Origin of the sequence: Fundidesulfovibrio magnetotacticus (assembly GCF_013019105.1) — a bacterium.
In the GTDB taxonomy this organism is placed as follows: Bacteria; Desulfobacterota; Desulfovibrionia; order Desulfovibrionales; family Desulfovibrionaceae; genus Fundidesulfovibrio; species Fundidesulfovibrio magnetotacticus.
In genome coordinates, this window is record NZ_BLTE01000001.1 from 164,711 (window position 1) to 180,273 (window position 15,563).

A 15,563-nucleotide genomic window follows, 5' to 3' on the forward strand; every position below is an offset into this window, starting at 1 on the left:
CCTACTCGCATGAATGCATTTTCGAGTCCAGGAAATCATTGCCGCAAGGATTCCCCAGGCGCTTGACCCTTGGCAAACTATTGCGAAAGTCCATCATCGGCTATCTATTCTTCGCGATGAAAGAGACTCGCATGATTCGGCAGCATGGATTCCCTGCATCCAGGACGGTAGCCAAGAGAGCCGGTGAGCCGTGCCCCTGGCGTCAGGGAACAGCAAACCGGACGTTGGCCCAGCCCCCGGGTGCCACCATCAAGAATTGAGTGGTCCGAAAAGAGCCGAGCAGGTCATTTGCGGATTGGACGCATGGAATCAAGCCGAGGATTCCTCGGGTCATGACCACACCGGTTACCGCCAAGCGGACCGGTAAAGCAGGAGCCCCAGGAGGGGGCGGCATTGCCAAAAGACAAGGCCGCCCCCTCCAAAAAATTCCGGGAAAATTTTCCTTTCCGGGACTGGATCGGTTTTGAGGCAAAAAGAAAGGGTTGCTGGCGGGACTAATATCCACCTGCAACCCATTGATATTCTTTGTGGAGCCAGCGAGGGGACTCGAACCCCTGACCTGCTGATTACGAATCAGCCTATCTATGCTTCACCCCACATCACGGGACTTCGCAAAAAGCGTTGACTACAGCCATTTCAAGGCCTAAATCTCTTCACGGGACTTCACCAGAAAACATCCCATTTCATCGTATTTTGGGGGACAGATGGGGGACAGGGCGAAGGGAGGGTGCAACATGGGCCACCAGTGGGGCCAGACCAAACACGAAGGCGTCAGGTACCGTGAGCACCCGACCCGCAAGCACGGTGTCAGGCCTGACCAGTATTTCGCCATCCGCTACCGCGTGAACGGCAAGCGCCGGGAAGAAGGCCTTGGATGGGCAAGCCAGGGGTGGACGGCACAGAAAGCGGCCCTGGAGTTGGCCAAGCTCAAGGAGGCACACAGAACCGGCCAGGGAGCCTTCACGCTTTCCGAAAGGCGTGAACAGGCCTTGGAACAGCGGCAAGCCGAGGAAGAGGCCAAGGCCCAACAAGAGCGCGAGGGCGTGACCTTCGGCGCGGTCTTCCTGGGAACCTACCTGGAGCACGCCCAGGGCAACAAGAAGCCCAATTCCATCCGCACTGAAAAGACCCTCTTCGAAACCTGGATCAAGCCCACCATTGGCAGCGCTCCGCTCAAGGACGTGGCCCCCTTCCACCTGGAGAAGATCAAGAAGACGATGCGTACGGCCGGACGATCCGCCCGGAGCCAGGAATATGCCCTCGCCCTTGTCCGGCAGGTCTTCAACTTCGCCAAGGCGCACGACATTTATTCCGGCCCTTCCCCGGTGCAGAAGGTCAAGGCCCCCAAGGCGGACAACCGCCGCGTGCGCTTCCTGACCCATGAAGAGGCAGACGCCCTACTCGACGCCCTGAAAGCTCGCTCGCTTGATGTTTGGGGAACCGCCCTGCTCTCCCTCAACACCGGACTTCGGGCCGGGGAAGCCCTGGCCCTGACGTGGGCCGACGTGGATTTCGAACACGGCGTCCTGACCATCAAGGACACCAAGAGCGGACGCAACCGGCAAGTGCCCATGACCTCCGAAGTCCGGTCCATGCTGGAGGAGCGGCGAGGGGAAGCCAAGCCGGCCGAGCTCGTTTTCCCTGCGGAACGTGGCGAGCAGGCGGCCGCCATCTCGAAAACCTACGTCCGGACCGTGGCTGACCTGGGGCTCAACGCCGGGATCGAGGACGCCCGGCAAAAGGTGGTCTTCCACACCCTGCGCCACACGTGCGCGAGCTGGCTCGTGCAGAACGGCGTGCCCCTCATCACCGTGGGACGGCTCCTGGGGCACTCCACCATGGCCATGACCGAACGGTACAGCCACCTGGCCCCGGACCACTTCCGCCAGGCCGTGGACACCCTGGAGGCCGTCCGGCGCAAGAAGCCCGGCAAGGTGGTGAGCATCAACGGCGGCCCCGAATGAACCGCCCCCTTGACTATGCACTAAAAATTAGTACAGGTGTTCCATGGCGTGGACGGTGAAACTCTCCGGGAAGGCCGAAAAGGGCATCAAACGCCTGCCCCTCGCCGTCCAGAAAGCCCTTGTGCTCCTCTTGCAGGACATGGAGGACGGCGGCCCCGTGCGCGGGAACTGGCCCAACTATTCTAAGCTGGGCGCGGGGCGTCATCACTGCCACCTGAAGAAGGGACGGCCCACCTATGTGGCCGTCTGGGAGGAGCGCGCCGGGCACGTGCGCCTGATCGAGGTGACTTATGCTGGAACACACGAAAAAGCCCCCTACTGACAACGTGGTCCTGAGCTTCACCGGCCCGGCCGCCATGAAGGAAGAGGCGGTCAAGCGACTCGTGGCCCTTGGCTTCTCCGTGCGGGAGGATGCTGACTCCATCCCCTGGCGGGAGGCCTTCCCCTTCAAGGACCAGGAGTTGCCGGGCGTGTTCCTGTCCGGGGCGCGCTACCGCGAGGGCTTGACCCAGGAGGCCTTGTCCAAGGCAGCGGGCATTCCCCGTAGGCACATCTCCGAGATGGAGAACGGCAAGCGGCCCATTGGGAAGCAGAACGCCCGCAGGCTGGGGGAAGCCCTCAACGTGGACCCGAAACGGTTTTTGACGGCATAGGAGCTTTCCTCGGGGAGGCAACCCGTTGGTATCACAGGCTTGCCCGACAGGATTCAAACCTGTGACCTACCGATTATCAGGCCGGTGCTGACCTCAGCTGCCATCGACCGGAAGCCCAACACCGTGCGGCGCGTGCTAGCGGGCCAGTAGCCACGATTTCCCCGGCTAGAGGCGGCCTCATGAACCGCCCCGAAAAGGGTGGACCTCCCTCCATCCCTGCCGGGGGTTTCAAAAGGGAGAACCGGGAGGGGGCATGTTCAAGCCTAGATGGTTGTCTTCGAATTACGCGACACAGCTATACGACATTAGTATCAATGAGGCCGTTCTGCTGATCTACAAAGGTCTTCCTGTATATGACCTAGATGGTGTGCGGGTAGTCGAACACCCTCGGCTTCTCGACACCTATGAACAAGAACCGGAATATGCCTCAACAGTTCTTGGATCAGGAATGCTAAAGATCCTCGACACGGGCTACCTATCTGACACTTCTTCTCGATATTACAAATTTTGCGACGACAGATTTTACAGTGACCTGCGAAGAGGCTTATACAAATTTAAGACTAAAGAGATGGAATCATTTGCAGGCTTCAACACATCATCAAAAGACGCCACCACAATTCAATCTGAACAACGATCAACCGGCCAATCTTGCGAGGACACCCCTCAACACGAGCACAAGGCAAAGCGAAAACATACACGCGGAGCCGTCACACAAGCACAGGCTGCTGCTCTGTGCCAAGTGAGCGTGCGTCTATTCCAGGAATGGGAAGCGGGGCGGAACGCTCCAGAAGGATTTCCAGGGCGATCCGATGCCATGGTGTTGACCGCGTGGGCAAATACTTATCAAGGAAGACAAAAACTGAAGGAAGCTGCCATCAGCATGAGCCGGGCCACGTCCATGGACCCGAGGCACCTTGAAAACATGTCCGATGAGGATTCCCCCTGGGGATAGGCAACCCGCACGAAACACGCATGCGAAAATTTATTTTCGCCCTGTAATTTAAGAGGCTTGCATGTTTGCAGGCCTCTTTTATTACGCACGGAATACGCACTTTCAGCTTTTGGGCAAGAACTTCATACACGAAGGAGAATGCCCATGAATCCCATCATCGATCGTCTGCGCGCCGAACTCCCACCGACCTTCGCCCGAACTGCCGTTCCCAAGCTGACCGGTGAAATCATCTCTGCCGGGACCCTCGCCAATGAGGACAGCCGGGGTACTGGTCCTGCGGGCGTCTTCTACATGGGCCGCCGGGCCGTGTACGAACGCGAAGCCTTCCTCGCATGGCTCGAAGCCAAGCTGACCCGCGCCAAGGCCAAACCGGTCAACAGGGCCGCGTAGGGGGCCGCCATGCGCAAGCGCACCACGCCCCCTCGCTGTGACCAGGAGGTGAGCCTTCAGGCCCGCGTCTCTGCCGAAGCGCTGATCGTCCACCACCTTAACCCGCTGTTGCATGGCCGTCAGGAGCTTGCCGCTCGCATCGAGGCGTTGCGGACCGAGGGCGAGGCGTCCAACGCCGAAACAATGGCGCTCCTGTGCCTCGAATCCGCATACCGGGACGGCCTCAAGCTGCTTCGCTGGGTTCTGACCCCCTGCAAGGAGCCGATCCAGTGAGCGCCAAAGGAAAGGCCCCCTTCGCCGTGCCGGGCGTCGGGGACCTGAAGAAAAAGGCGCGTTGGCTCCACCTACACGTCCGCGCCTGGCTGGGCAAGCGTCTGCGCCGGTTCTACCTGCGCCAGTTGCACAGGCACTACGCCCGGTGCGTTCACCGCCCATTCGACCGGCAGGCATCGGCCAAGCTGGACGCGGCCCTGTTCCTCCTGGAAGCCGAAGCGTCGGAGGGGGCTGAAGGATGACCGCCCCCCGGATCGACTTCGAGCGCGTCAACGCCGCCGCGCTGTCCTGCCTGCCGGGGCTCTTGTGCCAGTGGCTGCCCGGCGGCCACATCAACGGCCCCGAGTTTGTGGCCGGGAGCCTCCAGGGTGAATCGGGCCGGTCCCTGAGCGTCAACCTGAACACGGGCATTTGGCGCGACTTCGCCGGGGACTTGGGCGGCTCCGATCCTGTTTCGCTCTTCGCGGCCCTGCACGGCCTCAAGATGGGCGAAGCGGCCCGGAGGCTGGCCGGGGAGCTTGGCGTTGATCCTGGAGGCAATGGGGCCTGTCCCCGGCCGCAGGCGCAGGCCAAGCCCAAGCCCGCCGATGACTGGCGGCCCATCCTGCCCGTGCCCGACGATGCCCCCGCGCCGGACTTTAACCACTTCCGCCACGGCCAGCCGGTGGCGCATTGGACCTATCGCGACGATCAAGGCCGGGTGCTGGGCTACGTGTGCCGGTTCGAGCCCGAGCAGGGGCGCAAGGAGGTCGTGCCGTTCACTTTCTGCCAAGGGCCGGAAGGACGGCGCTCCTGGCGCTTCAAGAGCTTTGCGGACCCGCGCCCGCTCTACGCGCTGGATCGGCTAGCCGGGGCCAAGCCTGACGCTCCGGTCCTCCTGGTGGAAGGAGAGAAAACGGCGGACGCCGCCGCGCGACTCCTGCCCGGGGCCGTGTGCATGACCTGGCCGGGAGGCTCCAAGGCCGTGGGCAAGGCGGACTTCACGCCCCTGAAGGGCCGTCGCGTGGCCATCTGGCCCGATGCGGACAAGCCGGGGCTGGACGCTGCGCAGGCGGTTGCCGCCAGGCTAAAGGAGGCCGGGGCCGGGGAGGTGTCGGTCATCACCCCGCCGGACGGCGTTGCCGAAGGCTGGGACTTGGCCGACGCGGAGGCCGAAGGCTGGCCCCCGGAGCGAGCCAAGGAGCACATCCGGGCGGGCAAGGCGCAAGCCCAAGGTCGGGCCTTCCGGTTCCTGCCCCTGGCTGACCTCCTGAGCGCCCCCAGGCCCACGAAGTGGCTCGTGCGCGGTCACCTGGAGGCCGGATGCCTCGCGGCGCTCATCGGTGAGCCTGGGAGCATGAAGAGCTTCCTGGCGATAGACCTAGGGCTTTGCATCGCGTCCGGCACGCCATGGCACGGCCACGCCATCCCGAACCCCGGCCCGGTGTTCTACCTGGCGGGCGAGGGCTTCCACGGCCTGGGCAAGCGGGTCAAGGCGTGGATCACGGCCCACGGGGCGGACCCGGCCGCCGTTCCGTTCTTCGTCTCAAGCGCCCCGGCGCAACTCCTGGACGCGGCCCACGCGCGCGAGGTGGCGGACGCCGTTGCCTCCCTTGCGGAGCAACACGGCCCGCCCCGGTTCGTGGTGGTGGACACGCTCAACCGCAACTTCGGGCCCGGAGACGAGAACAGCAGCGCGGACATGACCGCCTTCGTCGCGGCCCTGGACACGCTGAAGGCCCGCTTCGGCTGCGCGGTGTACGTGGTGCATCACAGCGGCCTCCAGGACAGGGGACGCGGGCGCGGATCGTCCGTGCTCCGGGCGGCCCTGGATTTCGAGTACATCCTGACGGCCAAGGATGGCGTCCGGGTTCTCTCCTGCTCCAAGAGCAAGGACCACGAACCGCCCCAGCCCCTGGCCTTCGAGCCGGAAGAAGTGGGCACGGGCTGGACCGATCCGGAAGACCTCCAGGAGATCACGTCTTGCGTCCTGCGCCTCACGGACATGCCCGAGGAGGACCGCCGGGCCGAGCTGTCCGGGGCCAAGCGGGTTGCCCTGGACGCCCTCCGAGAGGCCTGTGAAGCGGCGGGCGGGCCAGTTTGTTCGGACGACTGGAAGCGGGCGGCCTACGCGAACGAAATTTCCAGTTCCGAGAACGCCAACGCCAGACGCCAGGCATTTTTCAAAGCCCGAAAGACTCTTGAGGCGGCCCGTCTTGTCCAAGAAGTGGATGGGCTTTGGTCACCCGTTGAAAGCGTTACCAGCGTTACCAATCGTTACCAAGTAACGCCGGGTACAAAAGGGAAAGCGTTACCAACCGTTACCCCCCTCTTTAGAGGGGGTAACATGGTAACGCCTCCCCGTACCGTAACGCCTCGTGCCGATGGTCCTGAAGGGAAAGAACTTGAAAACCCCTTCGAGGAGGTCTCCCGTGGTTGACCTCTTCACCCCCTGGAAGACTCCGAAGGGTAATCGGTTCCTCCTGGCCCCGCCCCCCTGGACCCGTGACACGCTCCTCCTGTGGGACGCGGCCCGCGACGTGTGGGACTGGCCCGATGACCTGGCCGTGTTGCCCCCCATGGACGCGCGGGACTTCCTGGAGCGCGCGGAGAACGCTCACTTCCGCCACGGGTTCTACGTCCTGCCCGGATGGCGAGGGTTGCACCTCCCGAAGACATGCCCTGCCGGGGTGGCCCTGGATCTTCAGGCCTGTTTCCTCGCGTCCAGCTACGGGGGGGGCCGATGAACGCCGCGACCCTGTCCCTGGTGGTCGATACCCGCGAACAGGCCCCCTACGGGTTCGAGCGCTTCCCCGGAGTGGAGCTCGTCCGCGCCGGACTCCCCACTGGCGATTACAGCCTTGCCGGGCACGAATCCCGCGCCGCCATCGAGCGCAAGTCCCTGGATGACCTCATCGGCTGTCTGACGACGGGCCGCGAACGCTTCGAGCGCGAGTTGGAGCGCGCCCGCGCCCTGGACTGCTTTGCCGTGGTGGTCGAGGCGTCCATGGAGGACGTGGCCCGGGGGCGTTTCACGTCCCGGATGAATCCCCACGCGGCGCTCCAATCGGTGCTGGCCTTCCAGGTCCGCTACGGCTGCCCCTTCGTGTGGGCGGGCTCCAGGCGCGGCGGGGAGTACGTCACGTTCTGGATGCTCCAGAAGTTCCAGCGCGAGCACGAGGCCCGGCAGGATGAGGCTCAGGCCGTGGCGGAGCTTGAGGAAATCGGGCGATGCAGAGGCGGGAAAAAGCCCAAGCGACAGGAAGCGAAGCATGTCTGAAAAAGCAAAAGAGAAGCAGAGGAAGGCCCCTGCGACGGCGTTCAAGCCGGGCCAGTCGGGGAACCCCAGTGGCAAGCCCAAAGGGTGCCGGGCCAAAGCCACCATGGCCGTGCTGGCGCTTCTGGATGGCGAAGCCGAGGCCCTGACCCGCAAGGCAGTGGAGAAGGCCCTGGAAGGCGACATAACGGCGCTTCGCCTGTGCCTGGAACGCTTGGCCCCGCCCCGAAAGGACTCCCCCGTCACCTTGGCCGGGCTGCCCAAGATCGAGGGCGCGGCGGACCTTCCCAAAGCGACGGCTACGATCCTGGAGGCCGTGGCCCGAGGCGACATCACCCCCAGCGAGGGACAGGCCCTTGCCGGGCTCGTGGAAGGGCACCGCAAGGCCCTGGAGACAGCGGAACTCGAAGCGAGGGTTGCGGCCCTGGAGACGAACCTGAAAGACGGAGGATCACGATGAGCACGAACCTCAAGAACCGCGTCGGCAAGATCGTGGAGCGCATGGGCGACCTCTCCGACCCCGTGGAGGCGTTCAAGGCCAAGGCGCGGGCAATGACTCACGAGGAGCTTCGCGCCGCCCTCCGTGACGCCATGCTCGCCAACGGGTATGACCCGAGCCTTCCCCATGACGAGGCCCTTGCAGCGCACATCGCCAGGCTGGAGGCCGAAGCTGAAACGAAGACGCCCGAGGAACAGGAGGTTGCCAGGCAGCTTGTTGACGTGGTGCGCCGACAGGCGGACAGCATCGCGCGCCTCTTCCCGGAGTCGCCAAGAAGCGATGCGGTCGGGAACGACGCGGCATGAACCCGGCGCGCTGGATCATAAACGGCGAGCCCATGGGCGGCGGCTGCGGCGGCTGCCGTCCGGGTTGTGCTGAGGTCTGCGAGGCCTGCCCCTGTCGGGAGGCCAGAGAATTGCGCCAGGATGCCCCACAGTCAATCCTGGAGGTGAAAGACTCAGTGCGGCGTGCGAACGGCCAGGGCGCGGCCATGACGAAATGAGCGCAAACAATACGCGAATGGAGATGAGGAGGATGGCGAATGTCTGACAAAGCACTGAAACCAGCACGTAAACCGCCCGCCACGGCCTGGAAGCCGGGCCAGTCTGGGAATCCCAAGGGCAGGGCACAGGGGAGCAGGAACAGGGCCACGCTGGCGGCGCAAGCCCTGATCGACGGCCAAGCGGACGCCTTGATGGCGAAAGCCCTTGAGATGGCCCTGGCCGGTGACGCCCCGGTGCTCAAGGCCATGCTGGACCGGTTGTGCCCGCCCCGGAAGGATTCACCCGTCACCCTGGCGGGGCTTCCCAAGATCGAGGGCGCGGCGGACCTGCCCAAGGTCACATCCACGATCCTGGAGGCCGTGGCGCGCGGCGACATCACCCCTAGCGAGGGCCAGGCCCTGACCGGGCTCGTGGAGGGCCACCGCAAGGCCCTGGAGGCGGCGGACTTTGAGAAACGGCTTTCAACTTTGGAAGGTCAAATGGGAGGTACGAGATGAGCACCAAGAACAGATTCGGAGCGCGTATCAAAAAGCTGGAAGAGAACACTGCCAACCGCAAGCCCGTCCTGATCTGGATCGAGCCTGACGAGAACGCGGAGGCGGCCGCGAGGCGGTATTTGAGCGAGCACCCGGAGGACGCGGGCCGGGAAGTGCTGTGCCTCTCCTGGTGTGGATGAACCGGGGCCTTATCGTTTAGTCGCCCAGGTGAACCCGGCAGGGGTAATGGCCTGTCCGGGCCTACGCACCCCGAGCCTTCGCGTACTCGTCTCGGGGTGGGAGCTGGGCGTCCCGATGAACCCAAGAAACGCTTCCAACCGTCACGGCTATGCAACAGGGAGTCCAGCGAACCATGGAGGCGGCTCAGGCTCCTCGCTTGGGATTCGGCAACCTCTCACCAGCGGCGTCCCATTGCGTCAAGCAGCGGCAAGGCGTCCAGCGGGAGGGCTGGCCCGTGCGGGTTCGGTTGGGGCAATGTCATCGTGACCGCATCGAGGGCAGGCTGGGTACATGGCGCGAGGATGGCCGAGGTGTTGGCGTTCGTCAACGGGCGCAAAAAAGCCCAGCCACTCACGTGAGCAGCCGGGCCGGGAAGTCGCTGGGGGTGAGTCTAGTTGGCTTGCTTCATCTTACGCCGCCGCATGAAGGCCGCGCCAGCCGCACCGATGCCCATGAGGAGCATGGTGGATGGTTCTGGGGTGGCGGTAGGATTTGGGTCCTCAACGGGCGTTGCAAGGAAGGCATGCCACTCGCCGTTCATGGTTCTCCCTTGTCCGACAATCTGTCCACGTTCGTTGATGTCAAAGGCCCAGTTGAGTGACATAAATTCGCTTTTGCCAGTAACCAAAGATATTAAGCTGTACATCGTGTTGTCTTCATAGAGGTAAGCTGATGAGTCACCAGGAATAAAGCTTGTACCAACTACTGAATTTTTATTGTTAACCCCAAGTGCTACTCCGAGACCAAGATCTGTATATGACCCGTTGCCATATATGAATCCATGCTGCAGCCTGTCGTCAAATTTTTCACCAAATCTTCCAACTATAACGTTCGCATCATTTACACCAAGCGCACGACTATGACCTGGTAAGGCTAAATACTCTGAGGTCGTCCCGTCATAGACAAAGGCGCGAGTGCGTTGCCACCCATCGACTATTTCTTCTGTTGCGATCATGCCAACGGCAACGTCGTTATTGTTTATAGAGAATGCTTCTCCGCCAAATCCTGAAAGAGTGCTTAACATTTTGAAGCTAGACCCATCGCTGACAAATGGCATCTGGTATACAGGATTATTTTCAAAGTGCATTGCACCTGTGTAGTGTCCGCTGTCATTGACGGAATTAATCCGAGAGTCTGAATAAGTGTTGACACCGTTTAAATTTATATTGGTCAATATTCCTGTTGCTGAGTTGTACAAAAAGTTTCCATACCCAGAGACTGAGTTGTTTTCAATTACTCCATAGTTCCCGGAAACAATCCCGCTATTATTAATAGATGTTGCTTGGCCATAATAATCTCCTGCCCCAACACTTATGATTGAGTACACGCCGCCGCTGTATACAAATGGGAGGGGAGAATTACCTGGGCTTGTATTTAGACTCCCAACCACACGCCCCGAATCGTTAATGCTGACGGCATACCCTCGTCCGAGATCCTGTACGGTGTAGTTGGAGGTTGCAAAGGCGATCGACGGTAATGCGACCAGGATTATTAGGATCACGGCATCTAGGGAACGCCTAGGCATGGGGATCTCCTAAAACGAAATGTTATGTGGAGCGATCATGCAAAATGTGTTCACTCGGTCATAGTGAATGATATCATATGGTTGCGAACACGCGGGGCGCATTGACCGTTCCAGTCGTAAACTTAAGCGACAGCCAAGTGTAAGCCTTCGTTCCAAGGCTTACACGTTATCGTCGGGCGACGGCTTCCGGGAGGGGCCTTGGTTGGGTAAGCTTGATCCGTTCAGGTCAGATTGACGTTGGCAGCGAGGTCGTCATGTCCGTACGAGGGCAGACTGGGAACACGAATCTACTTCCACCATGACATGCGCCGGTTGAGTTTTTGCCAACGGGACTCCTGATCCAGGCACCTGTGCCGTAGTTCATCTTTAAGACCAGCCCGTTCCCAACAATCTTGCGTGGACAAACTGATAAATAGATCACCCCGCTCATGCGCGATTGAATTAAGAAACGAGTTAATCAGCACTAGCACACAGACGGCTGCCAGTATTGGACCGACATAGCGCATACCCGCCTCGCTTACGGCTTGTTGGGTTCTTGGGTTGCCAACTGCACTCCAATTCCATCAGCCACATCCGAAGCCACCTCGCGCCAAACTTCGACGGAATGATTCATGGCCGAGCGCATGGATTTCGCCAGAGGAGGACCACCCAGGGTGGCAGTTTGAAGCGTTGCTAACTTAGCGAAAACTGCACGGGCCTCCTGGGGAGATCTTGCAGCAAGATCTACTAAAACGAGCCGGGTGCGATCCTTTGTGGCGAAAATCCGTGAGAGGAATGGTTCGTCGCTTGGGCCGACGACACCAAAACGTCCATTCCCGTTGGAGAACTTTCCACCACCTAACTGCTTCTTGAGTTTTGCCCAGCTAATGAGAAACGTTCGACTCATGAAGCCGAGCGGCACAGTACCGGCCGTGTTGGCTACATGGGTTAAGGGTGACCATGGGTCATCACCCTTGAGGATGGAGTTTAAGGATCTGCGCCAAACCTTGGCCGGGGTCAGAAGATGACGTAGCTTTAGCCGATTGTGAACAGCCTTCAATCTGGCTGGACGCCGTTGCTGAACAGCATGGGCAAGCATTTTCTCCTCCAGAGTCTATCTCCATGCCAGCCAGATACGCAACGCCCAAGCGGTGGTCAACGGCCTTGGCCCGGTTCCTCAACCTGACGAATTTCGAGGACTTCGCCGCCAGCTACCTGAAAGACGCCAAGGAACAGCTTTGCCGCGTCGGGAAGGCAATCCGCGAGATGCCCGAAGGCCCGGCCCCGGACCAAGACTTCCCAGAGCATCTACGTGTGCAGAAGGCCAGGGCGTGACCGCGCCCAAACTGGCCGATCCAGGCACGGCGTAAAAACGACGCTGACCGAACGCTCGGACGGCCCGTCTCTCACCTGGAGGCGGGCCGTTGCTCGTTTCCCGCCCCGTTGGCGTGGCCGCGAAACGACACCAAGAGGTCACCACTACGCGCGAGGGGCGGCGGTAGGGGAAGGTAGGTCAAAACAAACTCGTGGACAGGAGACCAGGAGGAGGATTGGCGGAAAAAGTTTCACCCGATTTCACCCCGTATAATCTGAGATTGGGGGACAGGTGGGGGACAAAATGCGCCCAACGAAAAAGGGCTCCAAGGCATGAAACCCTGGAACCCTTATCATCTCTGGAGCCAGCGAGGGGACTCGAACCCCTGACCTGCTGATTACGAATCAGCTGCTCTACCAACTGAGCTACGCTGGCGTCGGGCAAAAAGGCATATTAGGCGCAATACGCCTCCAAGTCAACTGGATCGAACGTCTTCAGCGCATGATGGTTTCCAGGCGTTCCTCGAGCTGCTTTTCCAAGGGGAGGGGTGTCGCCTCTTCGCCCCGGCGGTCCACGGCCGAGGACAGGATCGCCGACGCTTCCGCGCGCTCCAGCCGGCCCTCCGGGCGGATCGAAACGTATCGTTCGAGCAGCCCCTGGGCGTTCAGCGGCGCGCCCGACAGCAACTGGCGCTCCGAGACACGCGCCCCCATGAAATAATTCCGGCCCGCAATGTAATGCAGCATGGGTTTGTCGAGCGTCTGCACCGGCCCGGTCAGTGCGGGGAGCGGGAATTCCCGGCCCAGAAGCGCCTCCAGGGAGCAGATCCCCGCCTCCGCCAGCGACGCGCGCACGCCGGGCGACGCCGCCCACAGCGCTCCCGCCGCTGTTACCCCGGGGGCCAGATCCTCCCGTGAAGCCAGGAGAAGCAGGTCGTTCGCCTGGGTCATGAACACCCGAACGCAGGGGAACCGCTCCCGCAGGGTGGAGATCACGGTCCCGAGCACCTGGGCCGAGGCATCGTGGACGTGGACCCACTGCGCGAACACTCCGCCCGGAGCCAGGCACTGGTCGGCCAGGCGGTAGAACTCCCTAGAAAAGAGAGCGTCCACGCCCAGAACCCAGGGATTGCTCGGCTCGGAGACGATCAGGTCCCACTGGTCCGCGGAGCGCGCCAGGATGCGGAAGGCGTCGCCGTGCAGCAGGCGATGCCTGGGCTCCCTATGAACGCCCCCGGTGAACGCTGCGAAAAGCGGAAGCGCCTTGATGACCGAGGAGGAGATTTCCGCCGTTTCGATGGAAGACGCGTCCGCATACCGCGCAAGCTCCCCGGAGGTCACGCCCGTGCCCAGGCCGATCACCAGCGACCGGCCGCGAGAGGGTGCGAGAAGCGCCGGAATGTGCGCCAGCAGGCGCAAAGTGGACATGTCCGCCACCGTGGAGGAGTCGGACTTGCCGTTGACGAACACCGCAAGGGGTTGTTCGGAATGCCAGATTTGCCGAGGAGCGCGCAGCACGGACGCCGTGCCTTCCGGACCGTCCTCCTGGAAGAGACGCTCCACGCCGTCGTGAAATTCATCAAAGAACGTCTTGGGCGAAACACAGGAGGACGCCAGGGGCATTTGCAAACGGAACGTGCCCATCATGAAGCGCTGGGCATCGTACCCCGGCGCGGCGGGGATCAGGGCGAGGGCGGCAAGTGCGGCCAGGCCCGTGGTCAGCCGCGTGCGCGGGCCCAGCTCCCTTGCGGCAAGCCAGGCCCCGGCCAGGGACAGCACGGCGCAAAGCAGATAGATCTGCCCGTTGTTCAACAGCGGATGCAGGAGGATTCCCGCCGCGAGACTCCCCGTGAGGTTGCCCACCGTGTTTGCGCAAAGGATGCGCCCCGAAAGGCTGCCCACCGTGGCCAGATCGCTGCGCAGGCGGTTGAACACCAGGGGCACGGCCGCCCCGATGAGCAGGGCGGGCCCCCCCGCCGCCAGCGAAAGGGCTGCGAATCCGGCGGCCTGGCAGGCCCAGAAACCGGCGAGGTCCGGCGCGAAGAGCAGGCGCAGGCGGTGCGCCCAGTAAGGCCAGGTGTCCAGCGATGGAAACAGCAGGAGCAGCAGGGCCGCGATGGCCATCTGGTTGAGCCAGACAGCGCGCGTCCCCAGCCGGGCGAATCGGCCAGCGAGGAGCGCGCCCGCCGCGATGGCCAGCACGAACATCCCCACCACCATGGTGAAGGCGTAGGCCGAGCCGCCCGACGAAAGGGCCACGAAGCGCACCAGCACGTTTTCCAGCCCCATGGACTGGAAGCCGTTGAGAAACGCCAGCCCCATCAGGGCGAACCCCAGGCCGCGCCCGGGAGAGGACGGCGACGGCGGCCCCGCTCCCGGGCCGCCCTCCTCGTCCAGCGAGCGCCCACCGGAGGAGGCAGAGGCGGCGACGCTCGCGGCGGTCCCGGCCTGAACGGGGTCGCGCGCCAGGGCGAACCACGCGGCGGCCAGCAGATTGAGCGACGCGGCCAAGACCAACGTGCCGGGCAGCCCCAGCTCGGGCACGGCCACATACCCCGCGGCCACCGCACCCAGGAAGGCTCCGGCGGTGTTCACGCCGTAGACCCTGGCATGCACCGCACCGGAGGTCGCCACGTCGCGGCTGAGGGCCTGGGTGAGCAAGGGTGCGGTGGCGCCCATGCACACCGTGGGCGGCCCCACCAGCACCGCCGCCAGGGCGAGCCCTTGCAGGGCCAGGCCCCAGGGAGGCGTGAGCGACAACCCGGCCGAGGCCTGCTCCACGGCGGCGAACAGGGCGGGAAAGGCCAGGCACCACAACCCGATGAAGCCCTCTGCTAGTGCGTAGGCTTTGTAGGGGTTCCGCACGCGCTGAGCCAGGCGGCCGAAGGCCCGGTAACCCAGGGAGAGCCCGCCCAGGAAGGCGGCCAGCACCACGGCCGTTGCCGAGGCGTCGCCGCCCAGGAGGCGGGCCAGGTAACGCTGCCAGACAATCTGGTCCATCATGGCGGCCGCGCCGGTGGCGAACACCAGCGCGCAGACCACGGGGGGCACCGCGACCGGACGCGGCGGAGCGCCAGGGAACGTCCGCCGGGGCCGCGCCACGCTCAGGCCCTGCCGTGGATGGTGGGGGCAAGATCTCCGATGAGGGCCGTCACGCCGTCAACCTCGCCGTGGGACTGCTTGTAGGCGTCGAGCAGCGGCACGAGAGTCGAGTAGTTGCGCTGGATGAAATAGTAGTCGTAGAGGCGCGCGTCCATGTAGGACTTGAGGAAGGAGATGGACAACTCGCCGGGACTGGCGACCTTGCGGCGCTTCCAGGTGCAGTAGTCGTGCAGCCAGCGCCGGGTCTCGTCGTCGATGTTGTCGATGAGGAACCGTTTTGTCGCGTCGTCGGCCATGGGTCCGCTTGCCGTTGGGGTTGAGGCGATGCGCGCTTCCCGCCTCTTGGACAGATAGCGCCCAACGCGCCGGGACGCAAGGAGCGAGGCGCGCGCCATGGGGCACGCCCCTCTCCCGGACAGGCTGGGCGCGCCCTCAAC

At 62.9% G+C, this 15,563-nt stretch carries 19 protein-coding genes and 1 tRNA gene; 15 read left to right on the forward strand and 5 right to left on the reverse strand.

Features of this window, described 5'->3' with window-relative positions; translation table 11 throughout:
- The first annotated feature begins 734 nt into the window (after positions 1-734).
- From NNJEOMEG_RS00775 to NNJEOMEG_RS00840, 14 genes are all read left to right on the forward strand, one after another.
- On the forward strand, positions 735-1,964 hold the full coding sequence (locus NNJEOMEG_RS00775) for a tyrosine-type recombinase/integrase (protein ID WP_173080357.1): 1,230 nt from the start codon (positions 735-737) through the stop codon (positions 1,962-1,964).
- Between the two features lie 43 nt (positions 1,965-2,007).
- Positions 2,008-2,286 (forward strand): cytotoxic translational repressor of toxin-antitoxin stability system, encoded by a 279-nt coding sequence (locus tag NNJEOMEG_RS00780; RefSeq protein ID WP_173080359.1) that lies wholly within the window; start codon positions 2,008-2,010, stop codon positions 2,284-2,286.
- The gene (locus NNJEOMEG_RS00785; protein ID WP_173080361.1) at positions 2,255-2,617 is read left to right on the forward strand and encodes a helix-turn-helix domain-containing protein; all 363 of its coding nucleotides are present in this window, start codon (positions 2,255-2,257) and stop codon (positions 2,615-2,617) included. Before NNJEOMEG_RS00780 ends, NNJEOMEG_RS00785 begins: the two co-directional genes overlap by 32 nt.
- 253 nt (positions 2,618-2,870) lie before the next feature.
- Positions 2,871-3,569, forward strand: a complete 699-nt coding sequence (locus NNJEOMEG_RS00790) for a helix-turn-helix domain-containing protein (protein ID WP_173080363.1) — start codon at positions 2,871-2,873, stop codon at positions 3,567-3,569.
- 144 nt (positions 3,570-3,713) lie between these two features.
- A complete protein-coding gene (locus tag NNJEOMEG_RS00795; RefSeq protein ID WP_173080365.1) occupies positions 3,714-3,959 on the forward strand; it encodes a hypothetical protein in 246 nt (81 codons plus the stop codon).
- A 9-nt stretch (positions 3,960-3,968) separates the two neighbouring features.
- Positions 3,969-4,232, forward strand: coding sequence for a hypothetical protein (locus NNJEOMEG_RS00800; RefSeq protein WP_173080367.1), 264 nt, complete (start codon positions 3,969-3,971; stop codon positions 4,230-4,232).
- Positions 4,229-4,474, forward strand: a complete 246-nt coding sequence (locus NNJEOMEG_RS00805) for a hypothetical protein (RefSeq protein ID WP_173080369.1) — start codon at positions 4,229-4,231, stop codon at positions 4,472-4,474. Before NNJEOMEG_RS00800 ends, NNJEOMEG_RS00805 begins: the two co-directional genes overlap by 4 nt.
- On the forward strand, positions 4,471-6,651 hold the full coding sequence (locus tag NNJEOMEG_RS00810; protein ID WP_173080371.1) for an AAA family ATPase: 2,181 nt from the start codon (positions 4,471-4,473) through the stop codon (positions 6,649-6,651). The genes NNJEOMEG_RS00805 and NNJEOMEG_RS00810 overlap by 4 nt, the downstream gene beginning before the upstream one ends.
- Complete coding sequence (locus NNJEOMEG_RS00815; RefSeq protein WP_173080373.1) at positions 6,644-6,958, forward strand: hypothetical protein; 315 nt, start codon at positions 6,644-6,646, stop codon at positions 6,956-6,958. Before NNJEOMEG_RS00810 ends, NNJEOMEG_RS00815 begins: the two co-directional genes overlap by 8 nt.
- Positions 6,955-7,491: an ERCC4 domain-containing protein gene (locus tag NNJEOMEG_RS00820; protein WP_235956780.1), complete on the forward strand. Its 537-nt coding sequence runs from the start codon at positions 6,955-6,957 to the stop codon at positions 7,489-7,491. The genes NNJEOMEG_RS00815 and NNJEOMEG_RS00820 overlap by 4 nt, the downstream gene beginning before the upstream one ends.
- A complete protein-coding gene (locus NNJEOMEG_RS00825; protein WP_173080375.1) occupies positions 7,484-7,948 on the forward strand; it encodes a DUF5681 domain-containing protein in 465 nt (154 codons plus the stop codon). Before NNJEOMEG_RS00820 ends, NNJEOMEG_RS00825 begins: the two co-directional genes overlap by 8 nt.
- Complete coding sequence (locus NNJEOMEG_RS00830) at positions 7,945-8,292, forward strand: hypothetical protein (protein WP_173080377.1); 348 nt, start codon at positions 7,945-7,947, stop codon at positions 8,290-8,292. Before NNJEOMEG_RS00825 ends, NNJEOMEG_RS00830 begins: the two co-directional genes overlap by 4 nt.
- Positions 8,293-8,528: 236 nt before the next feature.
- Positions 8,529-8,987, forward strand: a complete 459-nt coding sequence (locus tag NNJEOMEG_RS00835; RefSeq protein ID WP_173080379.1) for a DUF5681 domain-containing protein — start codon at positions 8,529-8,531, stop codon at positions 8,985-8,987.
- Positions 8,984-9,166 carry a hypothetical protein gene (locus NNJEOMEG_RS00840; RefSeq protein ID WP_173080381.1) on the forward strand — a complete coding sequence of 61 codons (183 nt, stop codon included), beginning with the start codon at positions 8,984-8,986 and terminating at the stop codon, positions 9,164-9,166. The genes NNJEOMEG_RS00835 and NNJEOMEG_RS00840 overlap by 4 nt, the downstream gene beginning before the upstream one ends.
- 431 nt (positions 9,167-9,597) lie before the next feature.
- Here the strand turns inward: NNJEOMEG_RS00840 and NNJEOMEG_RS00845 are convergent, their stop codons facing one another.
- Positions 9,598-10,731: a PEP-CTERM sorting domain-containing protein gene (locus tag NNJEOMEG_RS00845; RefSeq protein WP_173080383.1), complete on the reverse strand. Its 1,134-nt coding sequence runs from the start codon at positions 10,729-10,731 to the stop codon at positions 9,598-9,600.
- A gap of 517 nt (positions 10,732-11,248) precedes the next feature.
- Positions 11,249-11,809, reverse strand: a complete 561-nt coding sequence (locus NNJEOMEG_RS00850) for a hypothetical protein (protein ID WP_173080384.1) — start codon at positions 11,807-11,809, stop codon at positions 11,249-11,251.
- 23 nt (positions 11,810-11,832) lie between these two features.
- Between NNJEOMEG_RS00850 and NNJEOMEG_RS00855 the strand changes: the two genes are divergently transcribed.
- Entirely contained in the window at positions 11,833-12,045 is a 213-nt protein-coding gene (locus NNJEOMEG_RS00855) for a hypothetical protein (RefSeq protein ID WP_173080385.1), read from the forward strand.
- Between the two features lie 339 nt (positions 12,046-12,384).
- On the opposite strand, the gene NNJEOMEG_RS00860 is transcribed toward NNJEOMEG_RS00855, so the two are convergent.
- The 3 genes from NNJEOMEG_RS00860 to NNJEOMEG_RS00870 form a co-directional block, all read right to left on the reverse strand.
- A tRNA-Thr gene (locus NNJEOMEG_RS00860) sits at positions 12,385-12,460 on the reverse strand.
- 59 nt (positions 12,461-12,519) lie between these two features.
- The gene (locus NNJEOMEG_RS00865) at positions 12,520-15,066 is read right to left on the reverse strand and encodes a fused MFS/spermidine synthase (protein ID WP_173080386.1); all 2,547 of its coding nucleotides are present in this window, start codon (positions 15,064-15,066) and stop codon (positions 12,520-12,522) included.
- 62 nt (positions 15,067-15,128) lie between these two features.
- Complete coding sequence (locus NNJEOMEG_RS00870; RefSeq protein ID WP_173080387.1) at positions 15,129-15,422, reverse strand: hypothetical protein; 294 nt, start codon at positions 15,420-15,422, stop codon at positions 15,129-15,131.
- Positions 15,423-15,563: the final 141 nt, after the last annotated feature.

What these genes read in the sequence shown, in the direction of transcription:
- NNJEOMEG_RS00775 (WP_173080357.1), top strand. Translation starts at nt 735, where the DNA reads ATGGGCCACCAGTGGGGCCAGACCAAACACGAAGGCGTCAGGTACCGT.
- NNJEOMEG_RS00780 (WP_173080359.1), top strand. Translation starts at nt 2,008, where the DNA reads ATGGCGTGGACGGTGAAACTCTCCGGGAAGGCCGAAAAGGGCATCAAA.
- NNJEOMEG_RS00785 (WP_173080361.1), top strand. Translation starts at nt 2,255, where the DNA reads ATGCTGGAACACACGAAAAAGCCCCCTACTGACAACGTGGTCCTGAGC.
- NNJEOMEG_RS00790 (WP_173080363.1), top strand. Translation starts at nt 2,871, where the DNA reads ATGTTCAAGCCTAGATGGTTGTCTTCGAATTACGCGACACAGCTATAC.
- NNJEOMEG_RS00795 (WP_173080365.1), top strand. Translation starts at nt 3,714, where the DNA reads ATGAATCCCATCATCGATCGTCTGCGCGCCGAACTCCCACCGACCTTC.
- NNJEOMEG_RS00800 (WP_173080367.1), top strand. Translation starts at nt 3,969, where the DNA reads ATGCGCAAGCGCACCACGCCCCCTCGCTGTGACCAGGAGGTGAGCCTT.
- NNJEOMEG_RS00810 (WP_173080371.1), top strand. Translation starts at nt 4,471, where the DNA reads ATGACCGCCCCCCGGATCGACTTCGAGCGCGTCAACGCCGCCGCGCTG.
- NNJEOMEG_RS00820 (WP_235956780.1), top strand. Translation starts at nt 6,955, where the DNA reads ATGAACGCCGCGACCCTGTCCCTGGTGGTCGATACCCGCGAACAGGCC.
- NNJEOMEG_RS00825 (WP_173080375.1), top strand. Translation starts at nt 7,484, where the DNA reads ATGTCTGAAAAAGCAAAAGAGAAGCAGAGGAAGGCCCCTGCGACGGCG.
- NNJEOMEG_RS00830 (WP_173080377.1), top strand. Translation starts at nt 7,945, where the DNA reads ATGAGCACGAACCTCAAGAACCGCGTCGGCAAGATCGTGGAGCGCATG.
- NNJEOMEG_RS00835 (WP_173080379.1), top strand. Translation starts at nt 8,529, where the DNA reads ATGTCTGACAAAGCACTGAAACCAGCACGTAAACCGCCCGCCACGGCC.
- NNJEOMEG_RS00840 (WP_173080381.1), top strand. Translation starts at nt 8,984, where the DNA reads ATGAGCACCAAGAACAGATTCGGAGCGCGTATCAAAAAGCTGGAAGAG.
- NNJEOMEG_RS00845 (WP_173080383.1), bottom strand. Translation starts at nt 10,731, where the DNA reads ATGCCTAGGCGTTCCCTAGATGCCGTGATCCTAATAATCCTGGTCGCA.
- NNJEOMEG_RS00850 (WP_173080384.1), bottom strand. Translation starts at nt 11,809, where the DNA reads ATGCTTGCCCATGCTGTTCAGCAACGGCGTCCAGCCAGATTGAAGGCT.
- NNJEOMEG_RS00855 (WP_173080385.1), top strand. Translation starts at nt 11,833, where the DNA reads ATGCCAGCCAGATACGCAACGCCCAAGCGGTGGTCAACGGCCTTGGCC.
- NNJEOMEG_RS00870 (WP_173080387.1), bottom strand. Translation starts at nt 15,422, where the DNA reads ATGGCCGACGACGCGACAAAACGGTTCCTCATCGACAACATCGACGAC.